Below are 25,698 nucleotides of genomic sequence, written 5' to 3' on the forward strand. Positions count from 1 at the left end.
TTCACAGTAAATAAAATCATAGAGAGAAGAGAGATGAAGATGACGATTCGCCTGGCTGTAAAGGAAGAAGCGCCGCTCATTCACGAAGTGATGATGGCGGCGTTCGCTGAATATCGGGAGATGGATGTTCCGTCCAGCGCGCTTGAGGAAACGGTTGAATCGATTCAGCAAGTACTTGAAAGCGGCAAAGAACAAGCGCTTCTTTATTTTGACGGCAAGCGGCCCATTGGCATGGTGCGGTTTACATTGGACGAGACGTCGCTTTATTTTTTCCGGCTGTCCGTTCGTCCCGATTCCCGCGGCAAGGGAATCGCAAAAGCGATGTTGCGCGCGCTCGAACAGTATGCCAAAGAGCATGGCTGCTATGAAATTCGCTGTTCGGTGCGGCTATCGCTGACGAAGAACGTTCGTTTGTATGAATCCATGGGATATACTATCTTAGAGGAACGGATAGTGACAGCCGTAAACGGGTCGTTTGTCAAAACAGCCGAAATGCAAAAACAGCTTTCATATACGTAGGAGGAAGGTGGAGACATTGTCATTTGCGACGCCGACCGTTGTTATCAGCAAATGTCTTGGATTTGCGGAATGCCGTTATAACGGCGATATCATTCAAGACCGTTTCGTTCAGCAATTAACCCCATTTGTTCGAGTGATTTCCGTTTGTCCGGAGATGGAGATTGGACTTGGAGTGCCGCGCGAGACGATTCGTTTAGTAAAAGAAGGAGAAGACATCAGGCTCGTTCAGCCGTCTACCGGGCGCGATCTCACCGAGCCGATGAAGCAGTTTTCCCTATCGTTTTTAAGTTCGCTCGGCGACATCGACGGATTTATCCTCAAAAGCCGCTCGCCAACGTGCGGAACGAAGGACGTGAAAGTATATGCGGGAGTCGAAAAAACCCCGGTGATTGGCAAAGGGGTAGGTTTGTTCGCACAGGCCGTCAGCGGCACTTTTTCGCACGCGGCGATTGAGGAAGAAGGGAGGCTGACCAATTTTGCGATTCGTGAGCATTTTTTAACGAAACTATTTACGTTGGCGTTATTCCGCGACATCAAGAAAGAACGCTCGATGCAAAAACTCGTCGAATTTCACGCACAGCATAAATATTTATTCATGGCGTACAACCAGACGCGACTAAAACAGCTCGGCAACATTGTCGCTAATCGAGAGCGCCTGCCGATCGAGCAAGTGCTTGCCGAGTACGAAGCGGCACTTTACTCGCTGTTTGCCAAACGGGCGCGGCGCAACTCCCACATCAATGTCTGCCAACATATGATGGGGTATTTTAAAAACGAATTGTCGCCGCAAGAAAAAACGTATTTTTTGGAGCTGCTGGAAAAATACCGCGAGCAAAAATTGCCGCTCAGCAGCATCACAAGCGTGCTGAAATCGTGGGTCATCCGTTACGGGAACGAATATCTTTTGCAGCAGCGCTACTTTGAGCCGTATCCGCCAGCGCTTGTCGACATGAGCGATTCGGCGAAAGGAAAAGAGACGGAATAGAAAGAGAAAACAAGCAAATCGGTGGAATTTGCCGATTTGGCTTTATATAAGGCGATCGAAGAGGAGATATGAGATGAATCGACAACGAGAAAAACTTTGGATATTATCTTGCATTAGTAGCCTGCTCGTGCTTTTTTACGAATTGTTTCAATGGGCAATCATAGACGTTGTTACGCCATTCTTCACCCCGTTCTTATGGTTGTTGGTATTCGGCTTTTTCTTTATTACAATGGTTCGCACTGTCATTCATTTGTTCAAAAATAAAGATTGGAAGCCAGCAGCGATCCACGCTGTGACGATACTGCTCCTCATTTTCTTCCCCTTCACCAAAATAACATTAAATCTTGACTTTAGGATGAACCAACAGGAGCGAGAACAAGTGGCGAAGATGGTGGAAAAAGGAGAGTTGCGGCCCAACGTATCGGGCGATGCAACATTGATTCGTTTGCCGAAGCAATACAAACAGCTTTCGAAAGGCGGGGGAGAGATTGTAATCGAGAGAAAAAACGGCAAATGCATGGTTCTGTTCTTTACGTTTCGCGGGGTGCTAGATGGTTTTTCGGGATTTGTGTACTCACCCGACGACCAACCGCCTGCGAAACACGATTTTGCGGGCGATTTTAAAGAAATTAAAAGAATGGACCGAAATTGGTATTGGGTTGCTTCCTATTAATCAAGCGCTATTGCACAGCGTGTAATGAGAAAATAGCAATCAAAAGGCAAACGACGACTAAAAGGAAAAAGCTCGGCCGCTACAGCCGAGCTTGTTTGTTATACAATAATTCGCTCTGGATGGGTGTAGATGTTCAACGTGGCGCCGCGAATAAAGCCGACGACGGTGATGCGCAAATCGTCGGCAAGCTGTAAAGCTAAATCAGTCGGCGCCGATTTCGACAGCACAATGCCCGCTCCCATTTTCGATACTTTCAATAACACTTCCGACGACACGCGGCCGCTAAACGCGACGAGTTTGTCGCGCATCGGAATCGAATGGCGCAGGCAATAGCCATAAATTTTATCGAGCGCATTATGCCGACCGACATCGGAGCGGGCGATGACGATGCCGCTTTCGTCGCATAAAGCGGCGTTATGCACCCCGCCCGTTTCGCGAAAGACAACACTCCCGTTTTGTAACGTGTTCATAAGCGAAAAACATTGTTCGACTCCGATCTTGGTCGTCGACATGACCGTCTTGGCCGTTCTCACGTCGTTCAATAAATAAAATTGCCGGCTTTTCCCGCAGCACGAACCGATAAACCGTTTGGAAAACGCCGAGCTCTCCGGCAGCGGCGCTAGTAAATCGACGTAGGCAAAGCCGCGCGGTTCATCGATTGTCAGCTTTTTGATATCGCCATAGGAACGAATAACGCCCTCAGAAGCGAGAAAGCCGATGACGAGCTCATCAAGATGCTCCGGCGAACAGACGAGGGTGGCGAATTCCTGCCCATTAACGACAATCGTCAACGGATATTCCCGCACAATGGCATCTTCTTGTTCGGAAAGCTCGCCTTCCATATATTTATAGATTTTTTTAGTGATCATTATTTCTAAATCCAATCATTCCACCTTCTTTTGTTGAGAAAATAAGACTAGATGATATAATAATACTACGAAAATCGTAAAATTGTTTTGAAAATTGAATGCGTTTGCATAAAAAGGGAGGTCCATAATGGGAAAAACGAAACATACCGGGCCGATCAAGTTAGACAAAAGCCCGAACCCTTCGCTTTGGGCAAGTTTGTTGCCGATGGGAATCGGAAAAGTGAAACCGCATCATATTCGCGATACATTAAAAGTTGTTTGGGAAAATAAAGATCAATTATCGTATGCGTACCGCATTTTAACGCAAGGGGTGTGCGACGGCTGCGCGCTCGGCGTGTCCGGGCTTCGCGATCAAACGTTGACTGGGCCGCATCTTTGCACGACGCGTTTAAATGTGCTTCGACTCAATACGATGCCGGCAATCGATCCGAAATGGCTCGAAGATGTCGACGAACTGCGGAAAATGGACAGTACAGAGCTGCGCAAGCTCGGCCGCATTCCGTATCCGCTGTCGCGAAAGCCGGGAGAAAAAAAGTTTACGAGGATTAGCTGGGATGAGGCGCTTAATCGGATAGCAAGAAAAATGCGCTCGCTTGATCCAAAGCAATTTGCTTTTTATTTAACAGCGCGCGGTATTACAAATGAAGTTTATTACACGGCGGCAAAAACGGCGCGGTTTTTAGGTACGAATAACATCGACAACGCCTCGCGCATTTGTCATTCCCCGAGTAAAACAGCGTTAAAGCGTTCGCTTGGCATCGGCGCTTCGAGCTGCAGCTATAAAGATTGGATCGGCACGGACGTCCTTGTCTTTTGGGGGTCGGTTGCCGCGAATAACCAGCCGGTTTCGACGAAATATATGTATGCCGCCAAAAAAGCGGGTACGAAAATTATTGTCATCAATCCATACCGCGAGCCGGCGATGGAGAACTATTGGATTCCTTCGATTTGGGAAAGCGCGCTGTTTGGCACGAAAATCGCCGACGATTTTTATCAAGTGAATATCGGAGGGGACATTGCCTTTATCAATGGCGTCATCAAGCATTGGTTTGAGATGGAAGACGCGATTGATTGGGAGTTTGTTGCGAAGCATACGAATGGTGTCGAAGAATTGCGGGAACATGTAGCGAAATATGACTGGGAGACGCTCGAGAAGTCATCGGGGCTATCGAAAGAGCGGATGTACGAGTTTGCGAGATTGCTAGCGGACGCGAAATCGGCGGTGTTCGTCTGGAGCATGGGGCTCACGCAGCATCGCTTCGGCACAGATAATGTGTCGCAAGTCGTCAATCTCGCCTTGCTTCGCGGGTTTATCGGCCGTGAACATTGCGGCGTTATGCCGATTCGCGGCCATAGCGGCGTGCAAGGTTCCGGGGAAATGGGAGCCGACCCGTTTGTCCTTCCGGGCGGCGAGTTTGACGAGGAAAACATCGCCCGCTTGGAACAAATATGGGGCTTTCCGATTCCGCGCTGGCAAGGAGACACAATCGGGCAAACGATTGAAAACATCTTGCTTCCAGATGGCCATGAACGAAAAGTGAAACTGCTGTATACGAGCGGCGGCAATTTCCTTGAGACGATGCCGAATCCTGATTTCGTCCGCGAGGCTCTTGAACAGCTGGAGATGCGCGTGCATCAAGATATTATTTTTAACACATCGACGCTTCTTGATGCGAAAGAAGAAGTCATTATTTTGCCGGCGATGACGCGGTATGAGCAGCCGGGCGGCGGCACTTCGACCAGCACGGAGCGAATGGTCTATTTCAGTCCGGAAATCGACGGCCCGCGCATCGGTGAAGCACGCGCCGAATGGGAGATTTATGTCGATCTCGCCTCTAGAGTCAAGCCGGAACAAAAGCATCTTATCGAGTTTCAAAACGCCCAGCAAATTCGCGACGAAATTGCGGTGGCCAACCGAAACTACGACGGCATTCAACATTTACGGAAAAAAGGTGATGTGTTTCAATGGGGCGGCGCGTGGCTTTGTGAAGGCGGCATATGCCCGACCCCAGACGGCCGCGGAAACCTTATTCCGATCGAATTGCCGGAGCTGCGCAAGACGGAAGGCAGCTTTTTCGTCACAACAAGGCGGGGCAAGCAGTTCAACTCGATGATCTATAGCGAGAAAGATCCGTTTAACAATGCCGACCGTTATGATATTTTGTTGAACGAAGAAGACGCCAAATCGCTCCATATTCGCGAAGGTGAATCGATCGTTGTGTACAACCGGCATGGCATGATGCAAGGGCGCGCCAAGTACGCGGACGTCAAACGCGGCAACATCGCCGTCTATTGGCCGGAAGGGAATGTGCTCATTCCAAAAGGAGTGTATGAAACGTACGCGCACATTCCGGAATACAATACGGTGGCGATCGTTGAAAAAGCGGAGCATTACCACGCGCAAAAGGATCAAAACTATGCGGAAAAACGGATTGAAGAACTAGAAATGAACGTTGAATAATGTTCACGAAAGAGCCATTCCTTCTTAATAGAGGGAATGGCTCCATTTTTATGAAATATCATAAAATGGTAAATCATTGAGAAAATAAGGGCATAGGCTTCAAAAGGAGGGGGAGAGGTATGACCGGCATCAAAGTGATCGTGTTTGATTTGGATGGCACATTGTATGAAGACACGCACCATTTTGATTATTACGCTGAGCGGATTGAGAAGCGGCTAGACAAAGAAAAGCAAGCATTGTTTCGCCATGATTATGAAACGGTGCTGTCTGGAGCGCATCCGCTGAAAATTGGGACCATTTACGATGTGAAACACGATGCGATTCTCACTGTTGATCGGAACGACATGGTTGTTGCTGTTTATAACTGGGACGGAACAGCATGGCCAGTTGAACGCGTCAAACAACAGTATGCAAAACGAGTAACCGTTGACTTGGACATGATGTTAAGCATTGGGGATTTATGGTGGGTGCCGAAAGCGATCGGTTCTCATTACGGATTGACGGACCAAGACACGTATGCTGCCTTTCTAGAAACGAGAGCGTTTATGATGAGCCCCCATTTCACAATGAAGCGTATCGCCGGGTTGGCTGAACTGCTGCAGAAACTCGGCCGCACCATCGCTTTAGTGCTGATGACAAACAGCCCCGAGCCCGACAGCGAAGCGATTTTGGAGAAGCTCGGGCTTGCAAAACTGTTCCACCAAAAAATCTTTCGCGCCCGAAAGCCTATCGACACCGTCAAACATTTAAAAACAATCGCGGAACAGTTTCACGCTAGTTACGAAGAAATGATCAGCGTCGGCGACAACTGGCGAAACGATATCGCTCCTGCCAAACAGCTTGGGTGTCAAACGATTTATATCGATCCGCATCAGATTGGAACGGATGGAAGCGCTGATGTTGTCGTCGGGAGAATAACAGATTGCTTGAACGTGTTGCGAAATTTGTTGCCTGACAATTAGAACTGTATTTGACGTATCCCCCGAGAAGTCTCCCACCTCTAAATGGAATGTAGGTGGGAGAGGTTCATCATGCATTTATTTCGTCCCCGGCGCCGGTTTATCCACTCCAGTCACGCGATGGCGATGGCCGTGGTCTTCCGATGTGTAAAAATCGTAATAATGCACGTGCATGCCGTTCCCGACAGGAATAGCAGGTCCCGAATAGGCGCGGTAATAATGGGTATGACCGTCTTCGAATAGCACGTAGCCCTCCGTATAATGAATGTGACTTCCATCTTCCGTCGGGATCGGAGGGGAGGTGACATCGAGGCATTGGTGCACGTGTCCGCCTTCAACAGAAGTATAATCAACGGAACCATGGTTGTGATTTGGGACAAAGCCGGACACAAAATCGTCTTTTCCCACTCTTTTCATCATAACACCCCGTTTCAAAAAATGAATGTGCATGACGCTATTACTGTTGTATGAAATGTAAAAAACAATCATGACTTGTAGACAGGATATTTTATACAATTTGTCTGTATATTTTCCTCTTTTTGTTAAAAAATAATGAAGACATTTTTTAGACGGGGGGAGAGAAGAAATGACGATAACAGAAAGGCGACTTTTGTTCTTCTCATTCCTTGCGATCGCTTTGTTTGTGTCGCCATATTTTATTTTGGGCGAAGATGCGCATATGCGAGTGCATGACAATTTGGACTCGAACATTGCTTGGTACAAAGTGTTGGCGAACAGCGGCGAACTGTTTGGGCCAGTGGGAGCGGTCATTCCGCAAATCATTAACGGTCTGCCGCGGAATGCGTTCGGAACGGAGTTTAGCGGCATCGTTTGGCTGCACGCCTTGTTTCCATCGATTTACGCTTATGGGCTCAGCCAACTGGTGACGCGAGTGTTTGCCTTTATCGGGATGTACTTATTGCTAAAAAAACATGTCATAAAAGCGCCGGAGTGGGCATGGATTCGCATCGGCGTGTCGCTCGCTTTTGCCTTGACGCCATTTTGGCCGTCCGGGATGTTGAGCACATTAGGCATGCCGCTTGCGCTTTGGGCGTTTTTAAACATCCGCGCCGGAGAACGTTCATCGGTCAACTACATTGTATTAACGCTGCTGCCGCTTTACTCTAGTCTCGTACTCGGCTTTTTCTTTTTTCTAAGCGCGCTGGGAATATGGTGGCTTGTCGATGTCATCCGCTACAAAAGATGGAACGTCCGCTTTTTGTTGGCGATTGCATATATGACAGTGCTTTATTTAGCTGTCGATTATCGGCTTGTACATTCTCTGTTATTTTCTGAAGAACCGACGAGCCGCGACGAATATTTTCATGCCCGTCTGTCGTTTTGGCATGCGGTTCGCCTTACATTCAAAAACTATGTTTTAGGCCATAACCATGTGATGACGGTGCATGGACTCGTCATCTTGCCAATTACATTTTTAGCGTTGTACGTTGTCTGGAAAGAAAAACGATGGCAGCAAGAAAAAACATTTTTATTTCTTCATGTCTTGAATTTTGCGCTTTCCACATGGTATGCATTTTGGTTTTATAAAGGCTGGCTGCCGCTGACGGAGCGATTCGACCTTCTTGATAAATTTAATTTTGCTCGCTATCACTTTTTGCGTCCGATGGTCATTTATGTTTTGTTTGCGCTTTCATTAAAAATCATCTGGCGGCAAGGAAGAACGTGGAGGAACATTGGATGGGCGGCGCTTGTGGCGCAACTCGCCGTTTTAATATTGTTTAACGAAGAAATCGTATATAAAAACAAACCATCCTTTCGCGAGTTTTACGCGGAAAAGCAATTTGCTGAAATCAAACGGTATATTGGCCGTCCGGTCGATACATACCGCGTCGCCAGCATCGGCATCCACCCGGCCATTGCCCAATATAACGGGTTTTACACGTTAGATACGTACAACAATTTTTATCCGCTTTCGTACAAGCACAAATTTCGCCAAATCATCGCCCCTGAACTAGCAAAAAACAGCGTATTGCGCGAGTATTTTGATGAATGGGGCGGGCGCTGCTACATATTTGTCGACGAACTCGGCAAGCATTACATGTTTAAAAAAGATTCGAAGAGAAAAATTAAACATTTGCAGCTTAATATAAATGTATTTCGCGAGATGGGCGGGCGCTACATTTTTTCAGCGCTGCCGATCGAGAATGCTGCAAGCAATCAGTTAAAGCTAGAAAAAGTGTTTCGATCGAAGGAATCAGCATGGACGATTTATTTATATAAAGTGACATCATAGGGAGGCGAGCTTTGTGAACGAACCTGTTCTCACCATTGTGGTACCTTGCTATAACGAAGAAGAAGTGCTGCCGGAAACGATTCGGCAGCTGCGCGAACTGCGGGAACAGCTCGTGGGCGAACGGCTGATTTCCGAGAACAGCACCTTATTATTTGTCGATGATGGAAGCCGCGATGCGACATGGACGATCATTTATAAAGCAAGTCTGCGTTACCCGGAGGTCAAAGGGGTCAAACTCGCCCGCAATGCAGGCCATCAAAATGCGCTGTTAGCTGGCTTGTTTTCTGCTAAAACTCGCTCCGACTGCATCGTGTCGATTGACGCGGATTTACAAGATGATATTTCAGTCATTCGTGAATTCATTAAAAAATTCCATGAGGGATATGAAATTGTGTATGGCGTGCGCAACAAGCGCGATACGGACACATTCTTTAAACGCCATACGGCCCAAGGGTTTTATCGGCTCATGAAAGCGATGGGGGTCCATCTTGTATACAATCACGCCGATTATCGGCTAATGAGTAGACGCGCGGTCGAAGAGTTGGAACGATTTGAAGAAGCCAATTTGTTCTTGCGCGGCATCGTCCCGCTTCTCGGATTTCGTTCGACCGTTGTTTATTATGAGCGAAAGGAACGGTTGGCGGGCGAAACGAAATATCCGCTGAAGAAGATGATTTCTTTTGCCCTTGATGGCATTACTTCTTTTAGTATTACACCGATCCGCTTGATTTCGCTAATGGGTTTTATCTCGTTTTTTGTGAGCCTCCTGTTTGGTGCTTATTTTCTATTTTTAAAATGGACCGGTCACACGCAAACAGGCTGGACCTCGCTGATTACATCGATTTGGCTTCTCGGCGGGCTTCAGCTGATCGCCTTTGGCTTAATCGGGGAATATATCGGGAAAATTTATAAAGAAACAAAACGCCGTCCTCGCTATATTGTTGATTTAGATTTATTTAATTTGCCCATGCCTCTTTCTTTCCTTGCCGATGAACCGAAAGCAGTAGAGCAGTCCACCAAGCGATAGATAAATAGCGATTTTTCGCTTGCATTCTTTTGCAAGAAGGAGTAGACTGGGCTTGTAAACAGCATACGAACGCGGGAGTCTGTGGAATCAGGCTGAGAGTACGACTAATCCGTCGTTGACCGTTTGAACCTGTTGGGTAATGCCAGCGCAGGGAAAGTGAGGACAAAAGAAATGGGTGCACTTTGCCTAGGCGCAAAGTGCCTTTTTATTTGTAAGAACAATAAGGGGGAGGATGAACACGATGGATATGCAACGTGCTGCGGAAGTGTTAGAAAAGGTACGAAAAACGAATCCGCTCGTCCATAATATCACGAATGTTGTTGTGACGAATTTTACGGCAAACGGCCTGCTCGCGCTAGGCGCCTCGCCGGTCATGGCTTATGCCAAAGAAGAGGTGGCCGATATGGCGAAATTGGCGGGAGCGCTTGTGTTAAATATCGGGACGTTAAATGAAACAGAAGTCGAAGCAATGTTGATTGCTGGTAAAGCGGCAAACGAACATGGCGTGCCGGTCATTTTCGATCCGGTTGGGGCAGGAGCGACGCCATACCGCACGGAAACGGCCCGCAGAATCACTCGCGAATTAAATGTTTCGGTCATTCGTGGCAATGCGGCAGAAATCGCTAACGTCATCGGCGAACAGTGGGAGATTAAAGGCGTTGATGCCGCCGAAGGAAACGGCGATGTTGTAGCGCTGGCGAAAAAGGCAGCCGAGCAACTAAAAGCGGTCGTCGCTGTGACTGGAAAAGATGATGTCGTCACAGATGGCCAAACGACATACGTCATTCAGAACGGCCATCCGCTTTTAACAAAAGTGACGGGAACAGGATGCCTTGTCACGTCTGTCATCGGAGCGTTTGCCGCGGTTGAACAAAATCTTGTGTTTGCCGCAACATCGGCGCTTGTCAGCTACGGAGTGGCGGCGCAAATCGCGGCAAGCGAAGCGGCGGAACAGGGGCCTGGAAGCTTTCAAATCGCCTTTTTAAATCAACTTGCCAAAGTGGGAGCAGATGAAATCGTTCGATACGGCTCTTTTACAAAAATAGGATGAAGGGGAGAGTAGTTATGGATCAGATTTATAAAGCATTGACGATCGCCGGGTCTGACAGCGGCGGCGGCGCCGGCATTCAAGCAGATTTAAAAACGTTTCAAGAATTGGGCGTATTCGGCATGTCAGCATTAACGGCGGTGACGGCGCAAAATACGCTTGGTGTCCAAGGAGTGTATCCGATGTCCGTCGAAGCAGTCGAGCAGCAGATTGAATCGATCGGGACGGATTTAGGAACGGATGCCGTGAAAACAGGGATGTTATTTAGCGCTGACATTATTCAAGCAGTTGCCGGAAAAATCAAGCAGTTCGGCTGGAGGCAGCTTGTGGTGGACCCCGTCATGATTGCCAAAGGTGGCGCTCCATTGTTGCAAGAAGAAGCGGTCTCCGCGTTAAAGACACACTTGTTGCCGCTCGCTATGGTGGTGACGCCAAATATTCCGGAGGCGGAAGTGCTGACGGGCATGACGATTCGCACGCTAGACGACCGCCGCGAAGCAGCGAAACGTCTGCACGAATTAGGCGTCCAACATGTAGTCATCAAAGGAGGCCATGACGACGACGGCAACGAAGCGGTCGATTTGTTGTATGATGGCCATGAATTTTCGTATTTCAAGAGCGCTCGAGTCGAAACGAGACATACGCACGGGACGGGCTGCACATTTGCCGCAGCGATAACAGCCGAACTTGCTAAGGGCCGCAGTGTTCAGGAAGCGGTGGAAACAGCGAAACAGTTTATTCAAGCAGCGATCACACATGAATTAGGCATCGGAAACGGCCATGGACCGACGAATCATTGGGCGTATCGACAAAAGCAAAAATTAATGTTATAGGTGATAGAAGTGGCAAGAATTTTAAACATGAAAGAACAATTGCGCGTCTATTTTATTATGGGGAGCAACAACTGCGAAAAAAATCCGCTCAAGGTGCTAGAAGAGGCGATTGCAGGCGGCATTACGATATTTCAATTTCGTGAAAAGGGGAAGGGGGCCCTTTTAGGAAAAGAAAAATACGCCCTCGCTAAAGAATTGCAAGCGATCTGCCGCAAGCACGGCATTCCTTTTATCGTCAATGATGATGTGGAACTGGCGCTTGCACTTGATGCAGACGGTGTACATATTGGCCAAGAAGACGAGCAAGCCGATGTCGTGCGGCAAAAAATCGGTGGAAAAATTCTTGGCGTTTCCGCCCATAATCTCGAAGAAGCGAAACGAGCTATCGAGCAAGGGGCGGATTATCTCGGGGTCGGTCCGATCTTTCCAACTAACACAAAAGAGGATGCAAAGGAAGTGCAAGGAGTTGCCGTTCTTCGCCGGATGCGAGAATACGGCCTTTCCGTTCCCATTGTTGGAATCGGCGGAATCGCTCCAAGCAATGCAAAAGAAGTGATTGCATCAGGAGCGGATGGAGTGGCCGTTATTAGTGCGATCAGCTTAGCAGCTTCTCCTAGAGAAAGGGCGCAGTTGCTTGCAACAGCGGTTTCCGAAGCGCTGAACGAATAAGGATGTCCATGATAGGGCATCCTTTTTTATGTTGATACAAACGTAGTGCTCGGAGGAATGAACGATGCGACACGATAACATTGAACGTGAAACAACCGATATGACTCAATTGCTCGAGATTATCAACGCTAAAGGGGATGAGGGGGAGCTAGGCGATATCGTTGATTCATCTCGCCCGCATCATTCTCTTGTTTGCAATGAAGAATTGTTTTGGAAAGAATTGCGCACGATTGCTGAAGATAGTGCTCGGGAAGGAGGATGATAAATATGAACGTGGCGCGCGCTAAACAAATCGCTGAATCTGCAGAAATTGTTCCAGTGACGTATCAAGGGGATTATGTGCTCATTCAACATGTTGATGAAGACAGGGAAATGGCAAGGATTTATCGGAAGGATCAACCGGAAGAAGAGTGGGAAGTGCCTGTTCGTCTTCTTGAAGAACAATAACGAAGAAATAGCATCCTTTGTTCGTGTGTGATATAATGATGAAGAACATGAATGATAAAAACGAACGTATGGAGTGGATCACATGAACATTGGATTTGGTGAAATCGCACTAATTGTGTTCTTTGCGCTCTTGATTTTTGGGCCGAAAAAATTGCCAGAGCTCGGACAAGCTGCTGGGAAAACGCTCCGTGAATTTAAAAACGCTACAAGGGGAATTATTGAAGACGAGGAGCAAAAAACGGGAAAGCATGATTAAAAAACGCTTGGCAAATTGCCAAGCGTTTTTTTAGTCTAACTCACATTGATCAAGAGGTACGACTTTTGTCTTTTTCATTACTTTATATCCAATCCAAACGATCAAGAACAACGGCAAGCCAATGTATGAAACAAGCACGCCGTACCAGTCGATGGAGTCACCGGTAAATGCCCCAATGTTTTGCCCCAAAATGACAACGGTGCAAAGAATAAAGGCAAACAGCGGTCCAAATGGGAACCATTTTGCTTTATACGGCAAGGCATGAAGATCGCGACCTTGTGCCACGTACGCTTTGCGGAAGCGATAGTGGCTAATGGCGATGCCAAGCCATGCGATAAATCCTGACATGCCCGATGCGTTTAACAGCCATGTGTAAACGGTGCCATCGCCAAATAGCGATGCTAAAAAGGCGAGCGTTCCTAATGAAGCGGTAACGATGAGCGCATTGACAGGCACGCCGCGACGGTTTAATTTAGCTAAAAATTTTGGCGCTTTTCCTTCCCGAGCCAAATCCCAAAGCATCCGCGTCGATGCGTACATTCCTGAATTGCCGGCTGATAAAACAGCTGTTAAAATGACGGCATTCATAACGGAAGCCGCAAAAGCAATTCCTGCTTTATCAAACGCAAGTGTAAACGGGCTAACGGTTACATCGCTGCTCTTTAAACTTTTATTTGTATACGGAATGAGCAATCCGATGGCTAAAATGGCTAATACATAGAATAATAAAATACGCCAAAACACTTGACGGATCGAGCGAGGGATGTTGCGCTTTGGATCCTCGCTTTCTCCCGCCGCCACCCCAAGCAGTTCGGTTCCTTGGAAGGAGAACCCAGCCGCCATAAAAACGCCAAGAGTAGCCATAAACCCGCCGTGGAATGGACTACCGCCGATCGTAAAGTTTTTAAAGCCGATCGCGTCACCGCCCATAATGCCGATAATCATAAGAAAACTAACAATCAGGAAAATGATAACGGTTGCTACTTTAATAATGGAAAACCAATATTCCGCTTCCCCGAACCCTTTGACAGATAAATAATTCAATAAAAACATAATAGCTAAGCATAACGCGCTCCATAAAAGGGAAGGGGTATGTGGAAACCAAAATTTCATAATCAATGTCACGGCAGAAAGCTCAGCGGCAATCGTAATCGCCCAATTGTACCAATAGTTCCAGCCTAAAGCAAAGCCAAGTGCTGGATCAACGAATTTAGTTGCGTACGTGCTAAACGTTCCCGTTACCGGCATGTAGGCAGCCATTTCAGCAAGACTTGTCATTAAAAAATAGACCATAATGCCGATGGCAACGTATGCGACAAGCGCCCCGCCGGGTCCTGCCGTGTGGATGACGCCGCCGCTTGCTAAAAACAAGCCGGTGCCGATCGTTCCACCTAAAGAGATCATTGTTAAATGCCTTGTCTTTAGCTTCCGCTGCAATTCTTGTCCTGACGAATTGGTAGCAGCGTGTGAGTTGTTGGTTTGAACAACATTTTCCATCTTTTCATCGCTCCTTTTTTGTGAATGTAATGGAAAGGAGCCGGGCAATAAAAAAAGCCGCCGAAGGAGATTCGGCGGCAATGTAACCATTACCCGCATCAACCCTTCCGTGAAGATAGCGCCCCACGATTGCAAAAATGCAAGCGTGACAGTGCTGCCCCTTTTCGGTGACAGCCCCAGCTTGCGCATCCAGAGAAATGCGCAAACTTCGGCGACTTTTCCTTTCCCGCGAAGTCTTTGACGTTCTCTGCGTCTCGTTCACTGTACTCATAAAAGCCGCAACCTCTACCTCATCGGTTGAATGAGGACGATATCAATTTGTGTGTTGATTGTTTTGACTGTATGAAGATTATAAAACAATTTTTCTACTAAAGCAATATTTATTTGGACGAAAACATGAAAAAAGACAAGTCCTTCCTAAAAGGCCATATATATTTTAATAGGTGAAAAAATCGAGGTGGCATATATGTGGAAAAAGGCGATGGCCATTGGGCTAGGGAGCTTGTTGTTAGCGATCGGCATTAACGTTTTTTTAGTGCCGCACCGTTTGTTGGATGGAGGCATGATCGGCATTGGATTGATTGCAAAATATCTCTGGAATATTAAAGCGGGGATGACGATTATTTGTTTGAGCGTTCCGCTTTATGTGATTGCTTGGTTTTATTATCGGACATTTTTTTATAATAGTTTGCACGGACTGCTTGTTTCTTCGTTTATGATTGACGTTTGTTCGATATTTCGCGGCATCATTGTTTTCCCGCCAACGATTAGTTCAATCATCGGAGGAATATTCGTCGGAACAGGCATCGGGATGATGCTTCGGGAAGAGACAAGCACGGGGGGAACCGATTTGTTGGCGCAATTTATTGGAAAAATGACCGGTTGGAATGTTGGGATCATTATTTTTATAATTGATATGCTTGTAATTACGGTAGGAAGTGTTATTGTTCCTGTTGCCTCCTTTATGAACTCTTTTATTGTTGTTTGCGTAGTAGGGATCGTTACCACTATGCTTACACGCACGAAAAGGTGAGACTATTCTGATAATAGTGTATTTAGAATTGTTGGGATTCTAGTTTTGTCTTACATATCGATACTATTAAGCTGGCGAGATACCTTGTTTGAATCAGAAGGGGGGTAGGCCGATTGCCTCCCCCCCTCTGATTCTATGACTATGCGATTAATATAGTATTTTATGTTTTTGAAATAGAACTTTTAGTCCTCTTTGCAAAAATTGGAATTAGAGTTAGGAATTTTACGTACAGCGCAGCCTAGTTTATATCCAAACTCACAGAAGGAGTCTTAGGCAATGTTTCTTCAAGGAAAAAAATCAATTATTATTCCAGACCCATCATAGCGACAATTTTACGTGATAAAAGAAGTAAAATGAGACCGAAACCAATGTTAATTGCCCCAATTAGTGCAAATATCTCCAAATAACCTAGTGACTCGGTATAAGCTGCTAATGCTCCCGCCAAATAGTTGGCTAAACCGGTACCTGAAAGCCATACTCCCATTAATAGCGATGCGAAGCGAACCGGTGCTAATTTACTTACCATTGATAAACCAATAGGCGATAAACATAACTCCCCAAGAGTATGCAAGAAATAAGTAAGCACAATTACAAGTAAGTTTGCTTTATGAAGAACGTGTTGTTCGTCGCTGCCAGTATGCATGACGGCAGGAATTAATACTACAAATCCTAAGCCTAATAAAATCATTCCAAGAGCCATTTTCACTGGGATTGGAAGATCTCCGCGCTTCGAATTCGAAAGTTTCATCCATAATGCTGAAAGAACTGGCGCTAAAACGATAATAAAGAATGGATTTAATGATTGGAACCAGGAAGTAGGCATCGTCCATCCGCCAATCGATTTATCAACGAACTTATCTGTATATAACGTTAGCGAGCTTCCCGCTTGTTCAAAACCGGCCCAGAAGAAAACAATAAAGCAAGTTAAAATTAAAATCACGGCCGTGCGTTGTTTCTCTCTTTTTGTTAATGGAGTTTTTGTTTTTACTGCTGTGTTCGTTGTTACTTTTTTGCCTGTAGGTTTTTTACCAATATCCCCTAAATAGCGGTTTCCAAAAAGATTGAAAATTAATTGGCCGATAATCATGCCAATTGATGCAGCAAGGAATCCATACCTAAAACCGTAATGTACAACTCCGTTAATAGTTGTTGCGAAATATTTTTCCGCTAAGTAACCGCATACAAGCGGCGCAAAGAGTGCACCAAAATTAATGCCCATATAGAAAATAGTAAATGCGGCATCTTTACGTTTATCGTTAGGAGAGTAAAGTTGACCGACAAGGGTTGAAATGTTTGGTTTAAAGAAACCGTTACCGATGATAAGCAATAAAAGACCAATGTATAACCCTAATTTAGTGTTGATGGCAAATAAAATAAAGTTACCGATTGCCATTGTCACACCGCCAATGGTGATGGCCAATCGTTTACCTAAAAAACGGTCAGAAAGCATTCCGCCAAGTATTGGCGTAAAGTATACAGTTCCAGTAAAGAACCCATAAATAAGCATGGCAACACTCTTATCAAAGCCAAGGCCTCCGCTTACTAGTTCGGTAGTTAAGTAGAGAATAAGGAGACCTCTCATTCCGTAATAACTAAAACGCTCCCAAAGTTCTGTGAAGAATAGTAAATAAAGCCCGGGAGGATGTTTTTTGTTTTGTTCTTGCTGCATTGGCTGAACTTCAGGTAATGCTCCCATTTCCATTCCTCCTAAATTTATGATGATTATGCAAACATTTTATTTTAAAAAATCTCTATAAGTCAATAAAATTATATAGAAATAGAAAAATGCAAACTTTCTAATTTATCAGTATTAAACAATTCGGTTGGTCATTAGAATATTATATTATTTTAATAATAAACAAAAATTTTAATGAAATATGTATTTAAAAAGTGGTCAATCTCCTATCGATACGTTACGATAAGAACGGAAGGGGGATTGAAGTTGAAAAAATATATCGTTTGTTTTCTTCTCATTTTTAGTATTTTTATGTTTGCGGGATGCCAATCGTCTCCGAAGAAAATTCCGGCTGTTGTTGATCGAGTGATTGATGGAGATACATTAAAAGTAGCGATCGGAAAACGAGAGGAAACGGTGCGTCTATTGCTTGTTGATACGCCAGAGTCGGTGCATCCGACAAAGCCGGTGCAGCCGTTTGGACCAGAGGCAAGCCAGTATGTGAAGAAGCTATTGCCGAAAGGGACGAAGGTGGAGCTGGAACTGGATGTACGGGAGCGGGATCGATACGGCCGCCTTCTTGCGTATGTATGGATCGGCAAACAAATGTTAAATGAGTTGCTGCTCGAAAAAGGCTATGCGCGCGTTGCCTACGTATTTGAACCGAACACAAAATATGTAGATGAGTTCCGTCAAATTCAAGAAACAGCTAGGAAAAAGAAGCTGAACATTTGGTCGATTGAAAACTATGCGACTGACCGGGGATTTCGTGATGAGAAGTTTTCACCGCGTTGTTCTAAGCCAATGATTAAAGGAAATATTTCGAGAAATGGAGAGAAAATTTACCACGTTCCTGGAAGCCCGCAATACGAGGAGACAAAAGCAGAAATGATGTTTTGTACAGAAAAAGAGGCGCAAGCTGCAGGGTTTCGCAAACCGCTGCGCTAAATCCCTCTCTCCCTAAACAAGGGGAGAGGGATTAATTTGGGAAGGAAGTGAAATAAAGAACGATGTTGTATGCTCGTCTGAGGTACACGTAATTTTGCCGCCGTGATCTTCAATAATTTTTTTGCACACATAAAGCCCAATTCCTGTCCCAAGTTTTTTCGTCGTGAAAAACGGTTCGAAAATAGCTTGAATCGCTTCTTTAGGGATCATTGGACCGTTATTCGAAATACAAATTACAACTTCCTCATCGTTTGTTGTCACATGAATTTCGATCTGCCGCGGTTTTTCCTTTTCTTTCACCGCTTCAATGGAGTTTAAGAGAATGTTCATCAAGACCTGCTTTAACAAATTTCGATAGACAAAGACATTTGCCGTTTCATCGATGTTTGTTGAAACTGAAACATCTTCATCGACAAAGCTTGGGTATAAAAACGAAAGCACTTCGTCGAACAGTTGCGAAAGCACAACCTGTTCCTTCTCTTCTTCCACCATTTCTTTTCTTGAAGCATGAAGAAACTGAGAAATGCGGAATTTGAGCTGCTGCAGTTCGTGATTGATAATGTCTAAATACTTTAAGTTTGGATGCTCAAACTTAAGCAGTTGAATAAAACCGATAATTGCGGTTAACGGGTTGCGGAACTCGTGAACGAAACTTGAAGACATTTGCCCAAGCAATGTCAGCCGATCTTTATGAGATTGAGAAATAAATAGGTTCTTTTTTTCAATTTCCGCGTCTTTTAGCTCCGTATATTTTGCCACCGCATAAAACGAAAATTGATCAAACAAGTAGTTAATATCATCAATCAGCGGCTGAAGCTCTTCAATCGGAAGTTGCGATTTTAACGCATATCGCACTAGTAAACTGCGTCCGAGATTTGTATTATATATAAACTCGCCTATATTAATATTTGCTTCCACTCTTTCTTTCGCCACTTTTTCCGCCAGTTTTTTCAGATGCTCAGCGGTATACGGTTGGCCCAGAAGTTGTTTAATGAGCTCAAAAAAAGCCAATCCGTTATGCTCTACGCGATCGATGTGCTTATCATTATCGGCGATATACATATGTTTCCGCCAATGGGAAATAAAATCAGATAAATGTTCTTCTAAAAAAGTAATTAATTTCTCTTTTGAAGACTCCAAACTCACTCACCTCGTTTATCCGTTCACCATCGCATGATATTATTATAAAAGGAAATTGCTAAATTTAGAAAGAGGGATATTGCTAAATTTGTTATTTTTCATCGCATTATGAAAAGTTTTTAATCTTTTTTCACAAGTTCCTCACAATGTTTGTTTATAATGCAATTGCTTTGGACAAGGGGGGAAATCATGAGACGGTTGTCTTTAATTGTGTTCCTATTCCTTCTATTGCTTACAGGGTGCGATCAACAATCATTTACGCCGATTCCGAAACGAATGGAAACGCTGATTAGCATTAACATTAAGGATGGGAGTGCGACGTTTTTCGATTTAGAGCGTGAAAAAAAATATGCGCAGTGGAATTTGCAAAAACCGATTAGAGGAGGGGCATTGTTAAACAACGGACAAACATTGCTATTATATGGGAACGATCTCGATCAAGCGTACGAGTATGACCTGGCTACCGGGAAGTTAAAGAAGGAATGGCAAGTAGGTGAAGGGATTGTAGGTGCGCTTGTATCTAATGATATGCATCACATATTTTTAGCCGATCAAAAGCAAAAGGAAATCCGCATTTTTCGCACGGACGGAAAAGAAATCGGGGCCGTTAAAGTAGGAAGCGCGCCTTTGACACTTTTACAAAACAGCGACGGCACTCGGCTATATGTGATCGACTTTCATGATGCGAAAACGGATATTATCGACGTGCCAAAACGCAAGGTCATACACATGTTCTTCGTCCCTAAATCTTCGCTCGGAGGACTGCTTCGCGAGCAACAACAGGAGATATGGATTGGCGGACATGGAAGTGGCAGTGCGATGGAAACTTCGATACATGTATATTCGCTGCCGGACGGAAAATTGGCCAAAACCGTTCCCGCTCCTGATATGCCGATTGGCTTTACGGAAACGAATGAAGGCATCTTCGCGTTAAGCCACGGATCGAACATGGTGCGAAAATGGAACAACAGAGGAAAAGAAGAAGCGGCGCTTGTAGTGGGGGCCAACCCGTTTACGATCGTTGGCACTAATCGGCACTTGTATGTCGCAAGCTATGACAGCGATGAAATTGATGTCATCGACGGACGAACGATGCGAGTCGTTCACCGATATAAGGCGGGAAAAGGACCTTTTCAATTGATGATTCGGGGGGGAGATAAGCATGGAGCGAACTACAATTCTTGTTGTCGATGATGAAGAAGATATGCGCTTTTTAGTTTGTATGTATTTGGAAAACTCCGGATTTTCCTGCTTGCAGGCAAAAGATGGAGAAGAGGCGCTGGCACTTATACAACAACAAAACATCGATTTAATTTTGCTTGATATTATGATGCCGAATATCGACGGTTTTGCTTTATGCGAGCGCATTCGTAAGCAATCAAGCGTTCCGATCATTTTTTTAACGGCGCGGGGCGACGAGTGGGACAAAGTGAAAGGATTCAAAATTGGCGGGGATGATTATATCGTCAAACCGTTTAGTCCAGGCGAGTTAATCGCGCGCATTGAGGCGATCATCAGACGGACGTATCAAGGAAGGCAGACCGACGGAATTTCATTGGGATCCATTTCGATTGACGAAAAGGGTCGCAAAGTCACTGTCGCTGGAGAAAGTATCGTTCTAACGTTAAAGGAGTTTGACCTGCTTGTTTTTCTCGCCAAGCATCACGGACAAGTATTCAGCCGCGAAGACTTGCTTGTTCGTGTATGGGGCTATGACTATACGGGAAATGCAAGAACGGTCGACACCCATATCAAAACATTGCGGCTTAAATTAAAACAAGGTGGATCTTTTATTAAAACGGTATGGGGCATTGGCTATAAATTTGAGGTGTGATGCATGCGGCGAACATCAATGACATTAGTACAAAAAATTTGGCTCACTATAAGTATTGTTGTCATTCTTACAGCAGCATTTTCTTATTTTCTATTAAACTATTTTTATGAAAATCTATATGTCGATCAAGTCAAACAAACGCTGATTAAGGAAGGAAAAAATTTAGCGGACGACTATCACGGCGGTCCGATTACGGAAGAATATCGAAAACGGGTAGAATGGTACAATACAAAATCAACAGCCGAAGTGCTCCTTGTCAGCAACCCGCGGGAACTGGGCGCCTGTTTGCCGTTTGAGATTGATTACGATTCGCTTATTAACGGGACGGATCGCCAGAAGTTGCTTGAGGGAAAGATTGTGACAAAAATCGGCTACGAAAGGCGGTTTGGCCGCAAAATTATGGGAGTCGTCGTACCGCTTTTAGATCAACAGCGTTTAGAGGGTGTGTTTTATTTATATATTCCGCTCGCGACGATTCAAGAAGCGACAAAGGAAGTTGCCGTCGTTTGGGTGCCGCTTGCGCTCGTTTTTGTCGTTCTTTTGCTTCTGTTCGGAAAAAAAATGGCCGATCGTCTCGCTGGACCTTTAAAAGAGATGGAACGAGTCGCCTATAAGATGTCGCAAGGGGATTATGAGGCGCAAATTCCGATTCGAGCGGACGATGAAGCGGGGAGGCTGGCGAGAGCGTTTAACGTAATGGCGAAGGCGATTTATGAGGAAGATATGAAAAAACGGGAATTTCTCGCTAATGTGTCGCATGAATTGCGTACACCGCTTAGTTACGTGAAAGGATACAGCGAGGCCCTTTTAGCAGGAATGGTGAAAACGAAAGAAGAAGAGGAGAAATATGTCAGGCTTATTCACCGGGAAGCGGGCCGGATGGAGCGGCTCGTTCACGATCTGCTTGATTTAGCGCAGTTGGAGGGAAAAAGTGTCCCTTTGCAAAAAGTGCCGCTCGCGTTTTCTCAAGTCATTGAGGATACGCTTGTTAAATACGAACCGTTTTTACACGAAAAGGCGATCCGGCTTACGGTTGATTTAAATCCAGACATTATTATTGAAGGCGATGCCGATCGCATAGAGCAGGTTATTCATAATCTGCTTGATAATGCGATCCGCTATACGCCAAAAGGCGGCGCAATTGCCGTTCAGCTGTTTGAAACAAATGAAAACCGTTGCTGCTTGCTGATTCGCGATTCTGGAAAAGGCATCCCAAAAGAGAAAATCCCGTTTCTTGGGCAGCGCTTTTTTCGCGTCGATCAAGCGCGGACAAGAGCGGAAGGCGGTACGGGGCTTGGGCTTGCGATTGTGAAGCAAATCGTCCATCTTCACGATGGTACCATTTCATTTGCAAGTGAAGCAGGAAAAGGAACAACGGTGCTGATTGACCTGCCGATATGGAACGATGAATAATCGAAAACCGCCGCTTAGATGCGAAAGCTTTTGGCGAGTGGACCAGTCCAAATCGGAATGGTCTTTTTTTGTTTTTTGTAGATTGGTTGAAATAAAAAACTCTTTGTATTTAGAGGGGATGGCAGTCTTATTGTTAAGCGTATATTTTCTTCACCATCGTTCTGTCAACAGCAGCCTTGTTCAAGGGTTCGAGCCAGAGATGAATATTGCGCATTTCAACTTTTCTATATAGTTCTAGATTCAGCATCATGGGCAAATATGTCGAATAAACGAGGAAACTGTGAAGAATGTATGAAAGATTGAAAGAAAATCAATCAAACCATATAATCAATCTTAAGAGAAAAAGAGTGAGCAAAGGTTGGCGATATAAATGAAGCGATACGATTCGATTTTAGATTTAATCGGCAATACGCCGGTTGTGAAACTCAATCGCATCCCTGATCCAAGCGGTGCGGAAGTGTACATAAAGCTTGAATCGTTTAATCCGGGCGGCAGCGTGAAAGACCGCGCCGCGTTTCAGATGATTCGCCGCGCGGAGGAGGAAGGAAAGATTACACCAGGAAAAAGCACGATCATCGAGCCGACTTCTGGAAATACCGGAATCGGATTGGCGATGGTATGTGCCGCAAAAGGCTACCGCTGCATTATCACCATGCCTGATAACGCGACGGTCGAGCGGGTCAAGCTGTTAAAGGCATATGGGGCCCAAGTACATTTGACTCCAGCTTCGCAGCGAATGCAAGGAGCGATTGATGAAGCCAATCGTTTAGCTGCGCAAATTCCTGACAGCTTTATCCCGATGCAATTTGAGAACCGTGCGAATCCGGACGCGCATCGGCATAGCACCGCCGTGGAAATTTTAGAGGCGTTCGACGGCGAGTTAGATGCATTCGTATTGACAGCAGGGACAGGCGGAACGGTGACGGGAACAGGAGAGGAGCTAAAAAAACATCTTCCGCACTTGCGAATTTATGTGGTCGAGCCGTATGGATCGCCCGTATTATCTGGAGGAAAGCCGGGGCCGCACAAAATTCCGGGAACGGGTCCGGGGTTCGTTCCGAAAATCTTAAATCGCGATATTTACGATGAAATTTTTCTTATTAAAGATGAGGATGCACAAATGATGGCGCGCCGTTTGGCTGCCGAGGAAGGGATTTTAGTCGGCGCTTCCGCTGGTGCCGCTGCTTATTATGCTGTTGAAGTAGCCAAGAAATTGCCGCCGTCTGCGCGCGTGCTTTGCATGGCTCCTGATTCGGGGGAACGGTATTTGTCGTCTGATTTGTTTGCCTTTTAAGCGTTGTGTTTGTTGTATTTAATGGAAAAGGTGTCCTAAGCGGGACACCTTTTATTAAACGGCTAAATCGCGTTTGGAAAAAGCGATAATAGCGGCTATATAGCTGATAAGACCGACCGCCCCAAGCAAAACGCATACTGGAAGAAGCTCCGTTTGACCTTGAACAATTTCTGCCGGTCGGAAGGCGGAAAATAGCGAGAAATGCCGCAGCCACTCTAATTTTTCCGTTAATTTTCCGGCTAAATCGAAGCTATAAAACAAGAATGTGATTCCTCCAGATAAAGCGAGCGCTTGCTTTTCATCGCTAACAATGGCAGAAAAGAAAAATGAATAGCCGCTGACGGCGAAAAAGAGCAGCATCCCGACCATGTTCATTTTGAGGAACGCGGCATGGTTCAGTGCGTGATCGGCGGCGAGCCAGCGAGTGCCGACGATGCCCGCTACTATAATCGCAGCGACGATTGCAATCACGCCTGTCAACAGTACGAACGCCTGCGTCGTTGCGATTGTTCGCCGGGAATTTGGCGTCGCTAGCAAATACGCGATCGCGCCCCGGTCGATGAGCCGGGCCATTAGCTGGTTAGCTATTAAAACGCAGTAAACGGAAAGGATCAAAAGAAATAAGAGACTATAATACTCGCCGGCCATAAATTGCTCGATCGTTCCAATTCCCGTATGCAAATCAAATGCTTTTAAAAGCTGTTTCGGCATTTGTTGCAGCATTTGCTCCATCCCTTTTGATTTGGCGATCGAAGGATAAATACCGATAATTAAAAGCAAATAAAGCGCGGATCCGACGGAATAGCTTATGATCGTTTTTCCATATACTTTGAGCATATTTTTATACAAAGCAGCGTTCATTGACCGTCCCTCCGTTTGTCGTAATAATTCATAAAAATATCTTCTAAGCTTTGTACATGCATATCCACGTTTTGCACCTTGTATTTCGTCAGCTCTGCGAGGAACGCATTATAATTTCCTTGCACCGCAATGCGCACGCGCACACCGTCATGCTCCACGATGTCGAGAGATGACTGTGCTAGCGCTTGCGCTTCTTGCTCGGAAGCTAAGGTGATGTCAAATAGTTTGCGCTGCATTGACTGCAATTCGTGTACGTTATTAATCGCGACGATGCGGCCATTTTTAATGATCGCAGCCCGGTCGCACGTTCTTTCAATTTCCGGAAAACTATGTGACGACATAAAGAGAGTTTTGCCGCGCTTTTTTTCTTCCAAGACGATTTGGATAAATGTTTGCTGCATTAACGGATCAAGCCCTGATGTTGGCTCGTCGAGAATAATGACTTCAGGATCGTGCATGAATGCAGCGACAATGCCTACTTTTTGCTTCATCCCTTTAGACATTTTGCGAATCGGTGTATCAACGTCGAATTGCAGCCGTTCGATCAGCTCGTTGCGATAAGTGAAATCGGTCATGCGGCGCATGCCAGCGAGCAAATTTAAAAAATCCATACCGGTCATTCCTTCGAGAAAGGAAATTTCCCCTGGTAAATAACCGACGTATTTTTGCACAATGCTAGCTTCCCTCCAGCAATCATGCCCATTAATTCTTGCTGTTCCTTTTGTCGGTTTCATAAATCCGAGCAAATGCCGAATCGTTGTTGATTTTCCAGCGCCGTTTGGTCCTAAAAAGCCGAATACTTCTCCTCTCTCGACGGTAAATGACACATCGAAAATTCCTTTTTGGTTGGCGAAATGTTTGGTAAGCCCTTTGACTTCAATCATATGAACGGCCTCCATAAAATGAAATTTTTTATAATAAATATTTCAATATCATCATACGACGAATTTAAAAAAGTAGCAATTATTTTTTGAAATATATATTTATATTGATTTCAAAAAAT

The 25,698-nt window shown here is 45.4% G+C and carries 26 protein-coding genes and 2 riboswitches; of the genes, 19 read left to right on the plus strand and 7 right to left on the minus strand.

Translation table 11 applies throughout. The features are described from left to right. Nucleotides 1-39: 39 nt before the first annotated feature. From N667_RS0108220 to N667_RS0108230, 3 genes are all read left to right on the plus strand, one after another. Complete coding sequence (locus N667_RS0108220) at nucleotides 40-519, plus strand: GNAT family N-acetyltransferase (protein WP_027409132.1); 480 nt, start codon at nucleotides 40-42, stop codon at nucleotides 517-519. 16 nt (nucleotides 520-535) lie between these two features. Next, entirely contained in the window at nucleotides 536-1,504 is a 969-nt protein-coding gene (locus N667_RS0108225; RefSeq protein ID WP_027409133.1) for a YbgA family protein, read from the plus strand. Between the two features lie 73 nt (nucleotides 1,505-1,577). Further along, nucleotides 1,578-2,177, plus strand: coding sequence for a hypothetical protein (locus N667_RS0108230; protein WP_027409134.1), 600 nt, complete (start codon nucleotides 1,578-1,580; stop codon nucleotides 2,175-2,177). Nucleotides 2,178-2,275: 98 nt separating this feature from the next. Here N667_RS0108230 and fdhD read toward each other — a convergent pair whose 3' ends face one another. Next, entirely contained in the window at nucleotides 2,276-3,046 is a 771-nt protein-coding gene (gene fdhD / locus N667_RS0108235) for a formate dehydrogenase accessory sulfurtransferase FdhD (RefSeq protein WP_035098464.1), read from the minus strand. Nucleotides 3,047-3,173: 127 nt separating this feature from the next. On the opposite strand from fdhD, the gene N667_RS0108240 reads away from it, so the two are divergent. Together N667_RS0108240 and N667_RS0108245 are read left to right on the plus strand one after the other, a co-directional pair. After that, on the plus strand, nucleotides 3,174-5,507 hold the full coding sequence (locus N667_RS0108240) for an FdhF/YdeP family oxidoreductase (RefSeq protein ID WP_027409136.1): 2,334 nt from the start codon (nucleotides 3,174-3,176) through the stop codon (nucleotides 5,505-5,507). A 119-nt stretch (nucleotides 5,508-5,626) separates the two neighbouring features. Next, entirely contained in the window at nucleotides 5,627-6,469 is an 843-nt protein-coding gene (locus N667_RS0108245) for an HAD family hydrolase (RefSeq protein WP_027409137.1), read from the plus strand. Nucleotides 6,470-6,544: 75 nt separating this feature from the next. Here N667_RS0108245 and N667_RS0108250 read toward each other — a convergent pair whose 3' ends face one another. Continuing rightward, complete coding sequence (locus N667_RS0108250) at nucleotides 6,545-6,883, minus strand: YmaF family protein (RefSeq protein WP_027409138.1); 339 nt, start codon at nucleotides 6,881-6,883, stop codon at nucleotides 6,545-6,547. Nucleotides 6,884-7,052: 169 nt separating this feature from the next. Here N667_RS0108250 and N667_RS0108255 point away from each other — a divergent pair, with 169 nt between their 5' ends. The 8 genes from N667_RS0108255 (at nucleotide 7,053) to N667_RS0108290 (ending at nucleotide 13,000) form a co-directional block, all read left to right on the plus strand. Continuing rightward, nucleotides 7,053-8,720 (plus strand): DUF6044 family protein, encoded by a 1,668-nt coding sequence (locus N667_RS0108255; RefSeq protein ID WP_027409139.1) that lies wholly within the window; start codon nucleotides 7,053-7,055, stop codon nucleotides 8,718-8,720. Nucleotides 8,721-8,733: 13 nt separating this feature from the next. Further along, nucleotides 8,734-9,747, plus strand: a complete 1,014-nt coding sequence (locus N667_RS0108260; RefSeq protein WP_027409140.1) for a glycosyltransferase family 2 protein — start codon at nucleotides 8,734-8,736, stop codon at nucleotides 9,745-9,747. Nucleotides 9,748-9,808: 61 nt separating this feature from the next. After that, nucleotides 9,809-9,918: riboswitch (TPP riboswitch) on the plus strand. A 70-nt stretch (nucleotides 9,919-9,988) separates the two neighbouring features. Next, the gene (thiM, locus tag N667_RS0108265; RefSeq protein WP_027409141.1) at nucleotides 9,989-10,798 is read left to right on the plus strand and encodes a hydroxyethylthiazole kinase; all 810 of its coding nucleotides are present in this window, start codon (nucleotides 9,989-9,991) and stop codon (nucleotides 10,796-10,798) included. A 14-nt stretch (nucleotides 10,799-10,812) separates the two neighbouring features. Continuing rightward, complete coding sequence (gene thiD / locus N667_RS0108270; protein ID WP_027409142.1) at nucleotides 10,813-11,628, plus strand: bifunctional hydroxymethylpyrimidine kinase/phosphomethylpyrimidine kinase; 816 nt, start codon at nucleotides 10,813-10,815, stop codon at nucleotides 11,626-11,628. A 9-nt stretch (nucleotides 11,629-11,637) separates the two neighbouring features. Then, nucleotides 11,638-12,297, plus strand: a complete 660-nt coding sequence (gene thiE / locus N667_RS0108275; RefSeq protein ID WP_027409143.1) for a thiamine phosphate synthase — start codon at nucleotides 11,638-11,640, stop codon at nucleotides 12,295-12,297. Between the two features lie 64 nt (nucleotides 12,298-12,361). Continuing rightward, nucleotides 12,362-12,559 carry a hypothetical protein gene (locus tag N667_RS0108280; RefSeq protein WP_027409144.1) on the plus strand — a complete coding sequence of 66 codons (198 nt, stop codon included), beginning with the start codon at nucleotides 12,362-12,364 and terminating at the stop codon, nucleotides 12,557-12,559. Between the two features lie 5 nt (nucleotides 12,560-12,564). Then, complete coding sequence (locus N667_RS0108285) at nucleotides 12,565-12,744, plus strand: H-type small acid-soluble spore protein (RefSeq protein ID WP_027409145.1); 180 nt, start codon at nucleotides 12,565-12,567, stop codon at nucleotides 12,742-12,744. A gap of 82 nt (nucleotides 12,745-12,826) precedes the next feature. Next, nucleotides 12,827-13,000: a twin-arginine translocase TatA/TatE family subunit gene (locus N667_RS0108290; RefSeq protein WP_027409146.1), complete on the plus strand. Its 174-nt coding sequence runs from the start codon at nucleotides 12,827-12,829 to the stop codon at nucleotides 12,998-13,000. 30 nt (nucleotides 13,001-13,030) lie between these two features. On the opposite strand, the gene N667_RS0108295 is transcribed toward N667_RS0108290, so the two are convergent. Further along, complete coding sequence (locus N667_RS0108295) at nucleotides 13,031-14,497, minus strand: amino acid permease (RefSeq protein ID WP_027409147.1); 1,467 nt, start codon at nucleotides 14,495-14,497, stop codon at nucleotides 13,031-13,033. 108 nt (nucleotides 14,498-14,605) lie between these two features. After that, nucleotides 14,606-14,793: riboswitch (Lysine riboswitch) on the minus strand. A gap of 170 nt (nucleotides 14,794-14,963) precedes the next feature. Here N667_RS0108295 and N667_RS0108305 point away from each other — a divergent pair. Beyond that, nucleotides 14,964-15,530, plus strand: coding sequence for a YitT family protein (locus N667_RS0108305; protein ID WP_027409149.1), 567 nt, complete (start codon nucleotides 14,964-14,966; stop codon nucleotides 15,528-15,530). A 304-nt stretch (nucleotides 15,531-15,834) separates the two neighbouring features. On the opposite strand, the gene N667_RS0108310 is transcribed toward N667_RS0108305, so the two are convergent. Then, nucleotides 15,835-17,226, minus strand: coding sequence for a peptide MFS transporter (locus N667_RS0108310; protein WP_027409150.1), 1,392 nt, complete (start codon nucleotides 17,224-17,226; stop codon nucleotides 15,835-15,837). A gap of 246 nt (nucleotides 17,227-17,472) precedes the next feature. On the opposite strand from N667_RS0108310, the gene N667_RS0108315 reads away from it, so the two are divergent. After that, complete coding sequence (locus N667_RS0108315; RefSeq protein ID WP_035098415.1) at nucleotides 17,473-18,153, plus strand: thermonuclease family protein; 681 nt, start codon at nucleotides 17,473-17,475, stop codon at nucleotides 18,151-18,153. Nucleotides 18,154-18,165: 12 nt separating this feature from the next. Here N667_RS0108315 and N667_RS0108320 read toward each other — a convergent pair whose 3' ends face one another. Next, a complete protein-coding gene (locus N667_RS0108320) occupies nucleotides 18,166-19,293 on the minus strand; it encodes a histidine kinase N-terminal domain-containing protein (RefSeq protein ID WP_027409152.1) in 1,128 nt (375 codons plus the stop codon). 189 nt (nucleotides 19,294-19,482) lie between these two features. Here N667_RS0108320 and N667_RS0108325 point away from each other — a divergent pair, with 189 nt between their 5' ends. The 4 genes from N667_RS0108325 to cysK all read left to right on the plus strand — a co-directional run bounded on the left by N667_RS0108325 (nucleotide 19,483) and on the right by cysK (nucleotide 23,834). Next, a complete protein-coding gene (locus N667_RS0108325; RefSeq protein WP_027409153.1) occupies nucleotides 19,483-20,487 on the plus strand; it encodes a YncE family protein in 1,005 nt (334 codons plus the stop codon). After that, a complete protein-coding gene (locus N667_RS0108330) occupies nucleotides 20,456-21,127 on the plus strand; it encodes a response regulator transcription factor (protein ID WP_027409154.1) in 672 nt (223 codons plus the stop codon). Before N667_RS0108325 ends, N667_RS0108330 begins: the two co-directional genes overlap by 32 nt. A 3-nt stretch (nucleotides 21,128-21,130) precedes the next feature. Next, nucleotides 21,131-22,540 carry a sensor histidine kinase gene (locus tag N667_RS0108335; RefSeq protein ID WP_027409155.1) on the plus strand — a complete coding sequence of 470 codons (1,410 nt, stop codon included), beginning with the start codon at nucleotides 21,131-21,133 and terminating at the stop codon, nucleotides 22,538-22,540. Nucleotides 22,541-22,910: 370 nt separating this feature from the next. Continuing rightward, complete coding sequence (cysK, locus tag N667_RS0108340; RefSeq protein WP_027409156.1) at nucleotides 22,911-23,834, plus strand: cysteine synthase A; 924 nt, start codon at nucleotides 22,911-22,913, stop codon at nucleotides 23,832-23,834. A 54-nt stretch (nucleotides 23,835-23,888) separates the two neighbouring features. On the opposite strand, the gene N667_RS0108345 is transcribed toward cysK, so the two are convergent. Further along, the gene (locus N667_RS0108345; RefSeq protein ID WP_027409157.1) at nucleotides 23,889-24,695 is read right to left on the minus strand and encodes an ABC transporter permease subunit; all 807 of its coding nucleotides are present in this window, start codon (nucleotides 24,693-24,695) and stop codon (nucleotides 23,889-23,891) included. Continuing rightward, entirely contained in the window at nucleotides 24,692-25,579 is an 888-nt protein-coding gene (locus N667_RS0108350; protein ID WP_027409158.1) for an ABC transporter ATP-binding protein, read from the minus strand. Before N667_RS0108350 ends, N667_RS0108345 begins: the two co-directional genes overlap by 4 nt. Nucleotides 25,580-25,698: the final 119 nt, after the last annotated feature.

The sequence above is a fragment of the Anoxybacillus tepidamans PS2 genome, from assembly GCF_000620165.1.
GTDB lineage: Bacteria > Bacillota > Bacilli > Bacillales > Anoxybacillaceae > Anoxybacteroides > Anoxybacteroides tepidamans_A.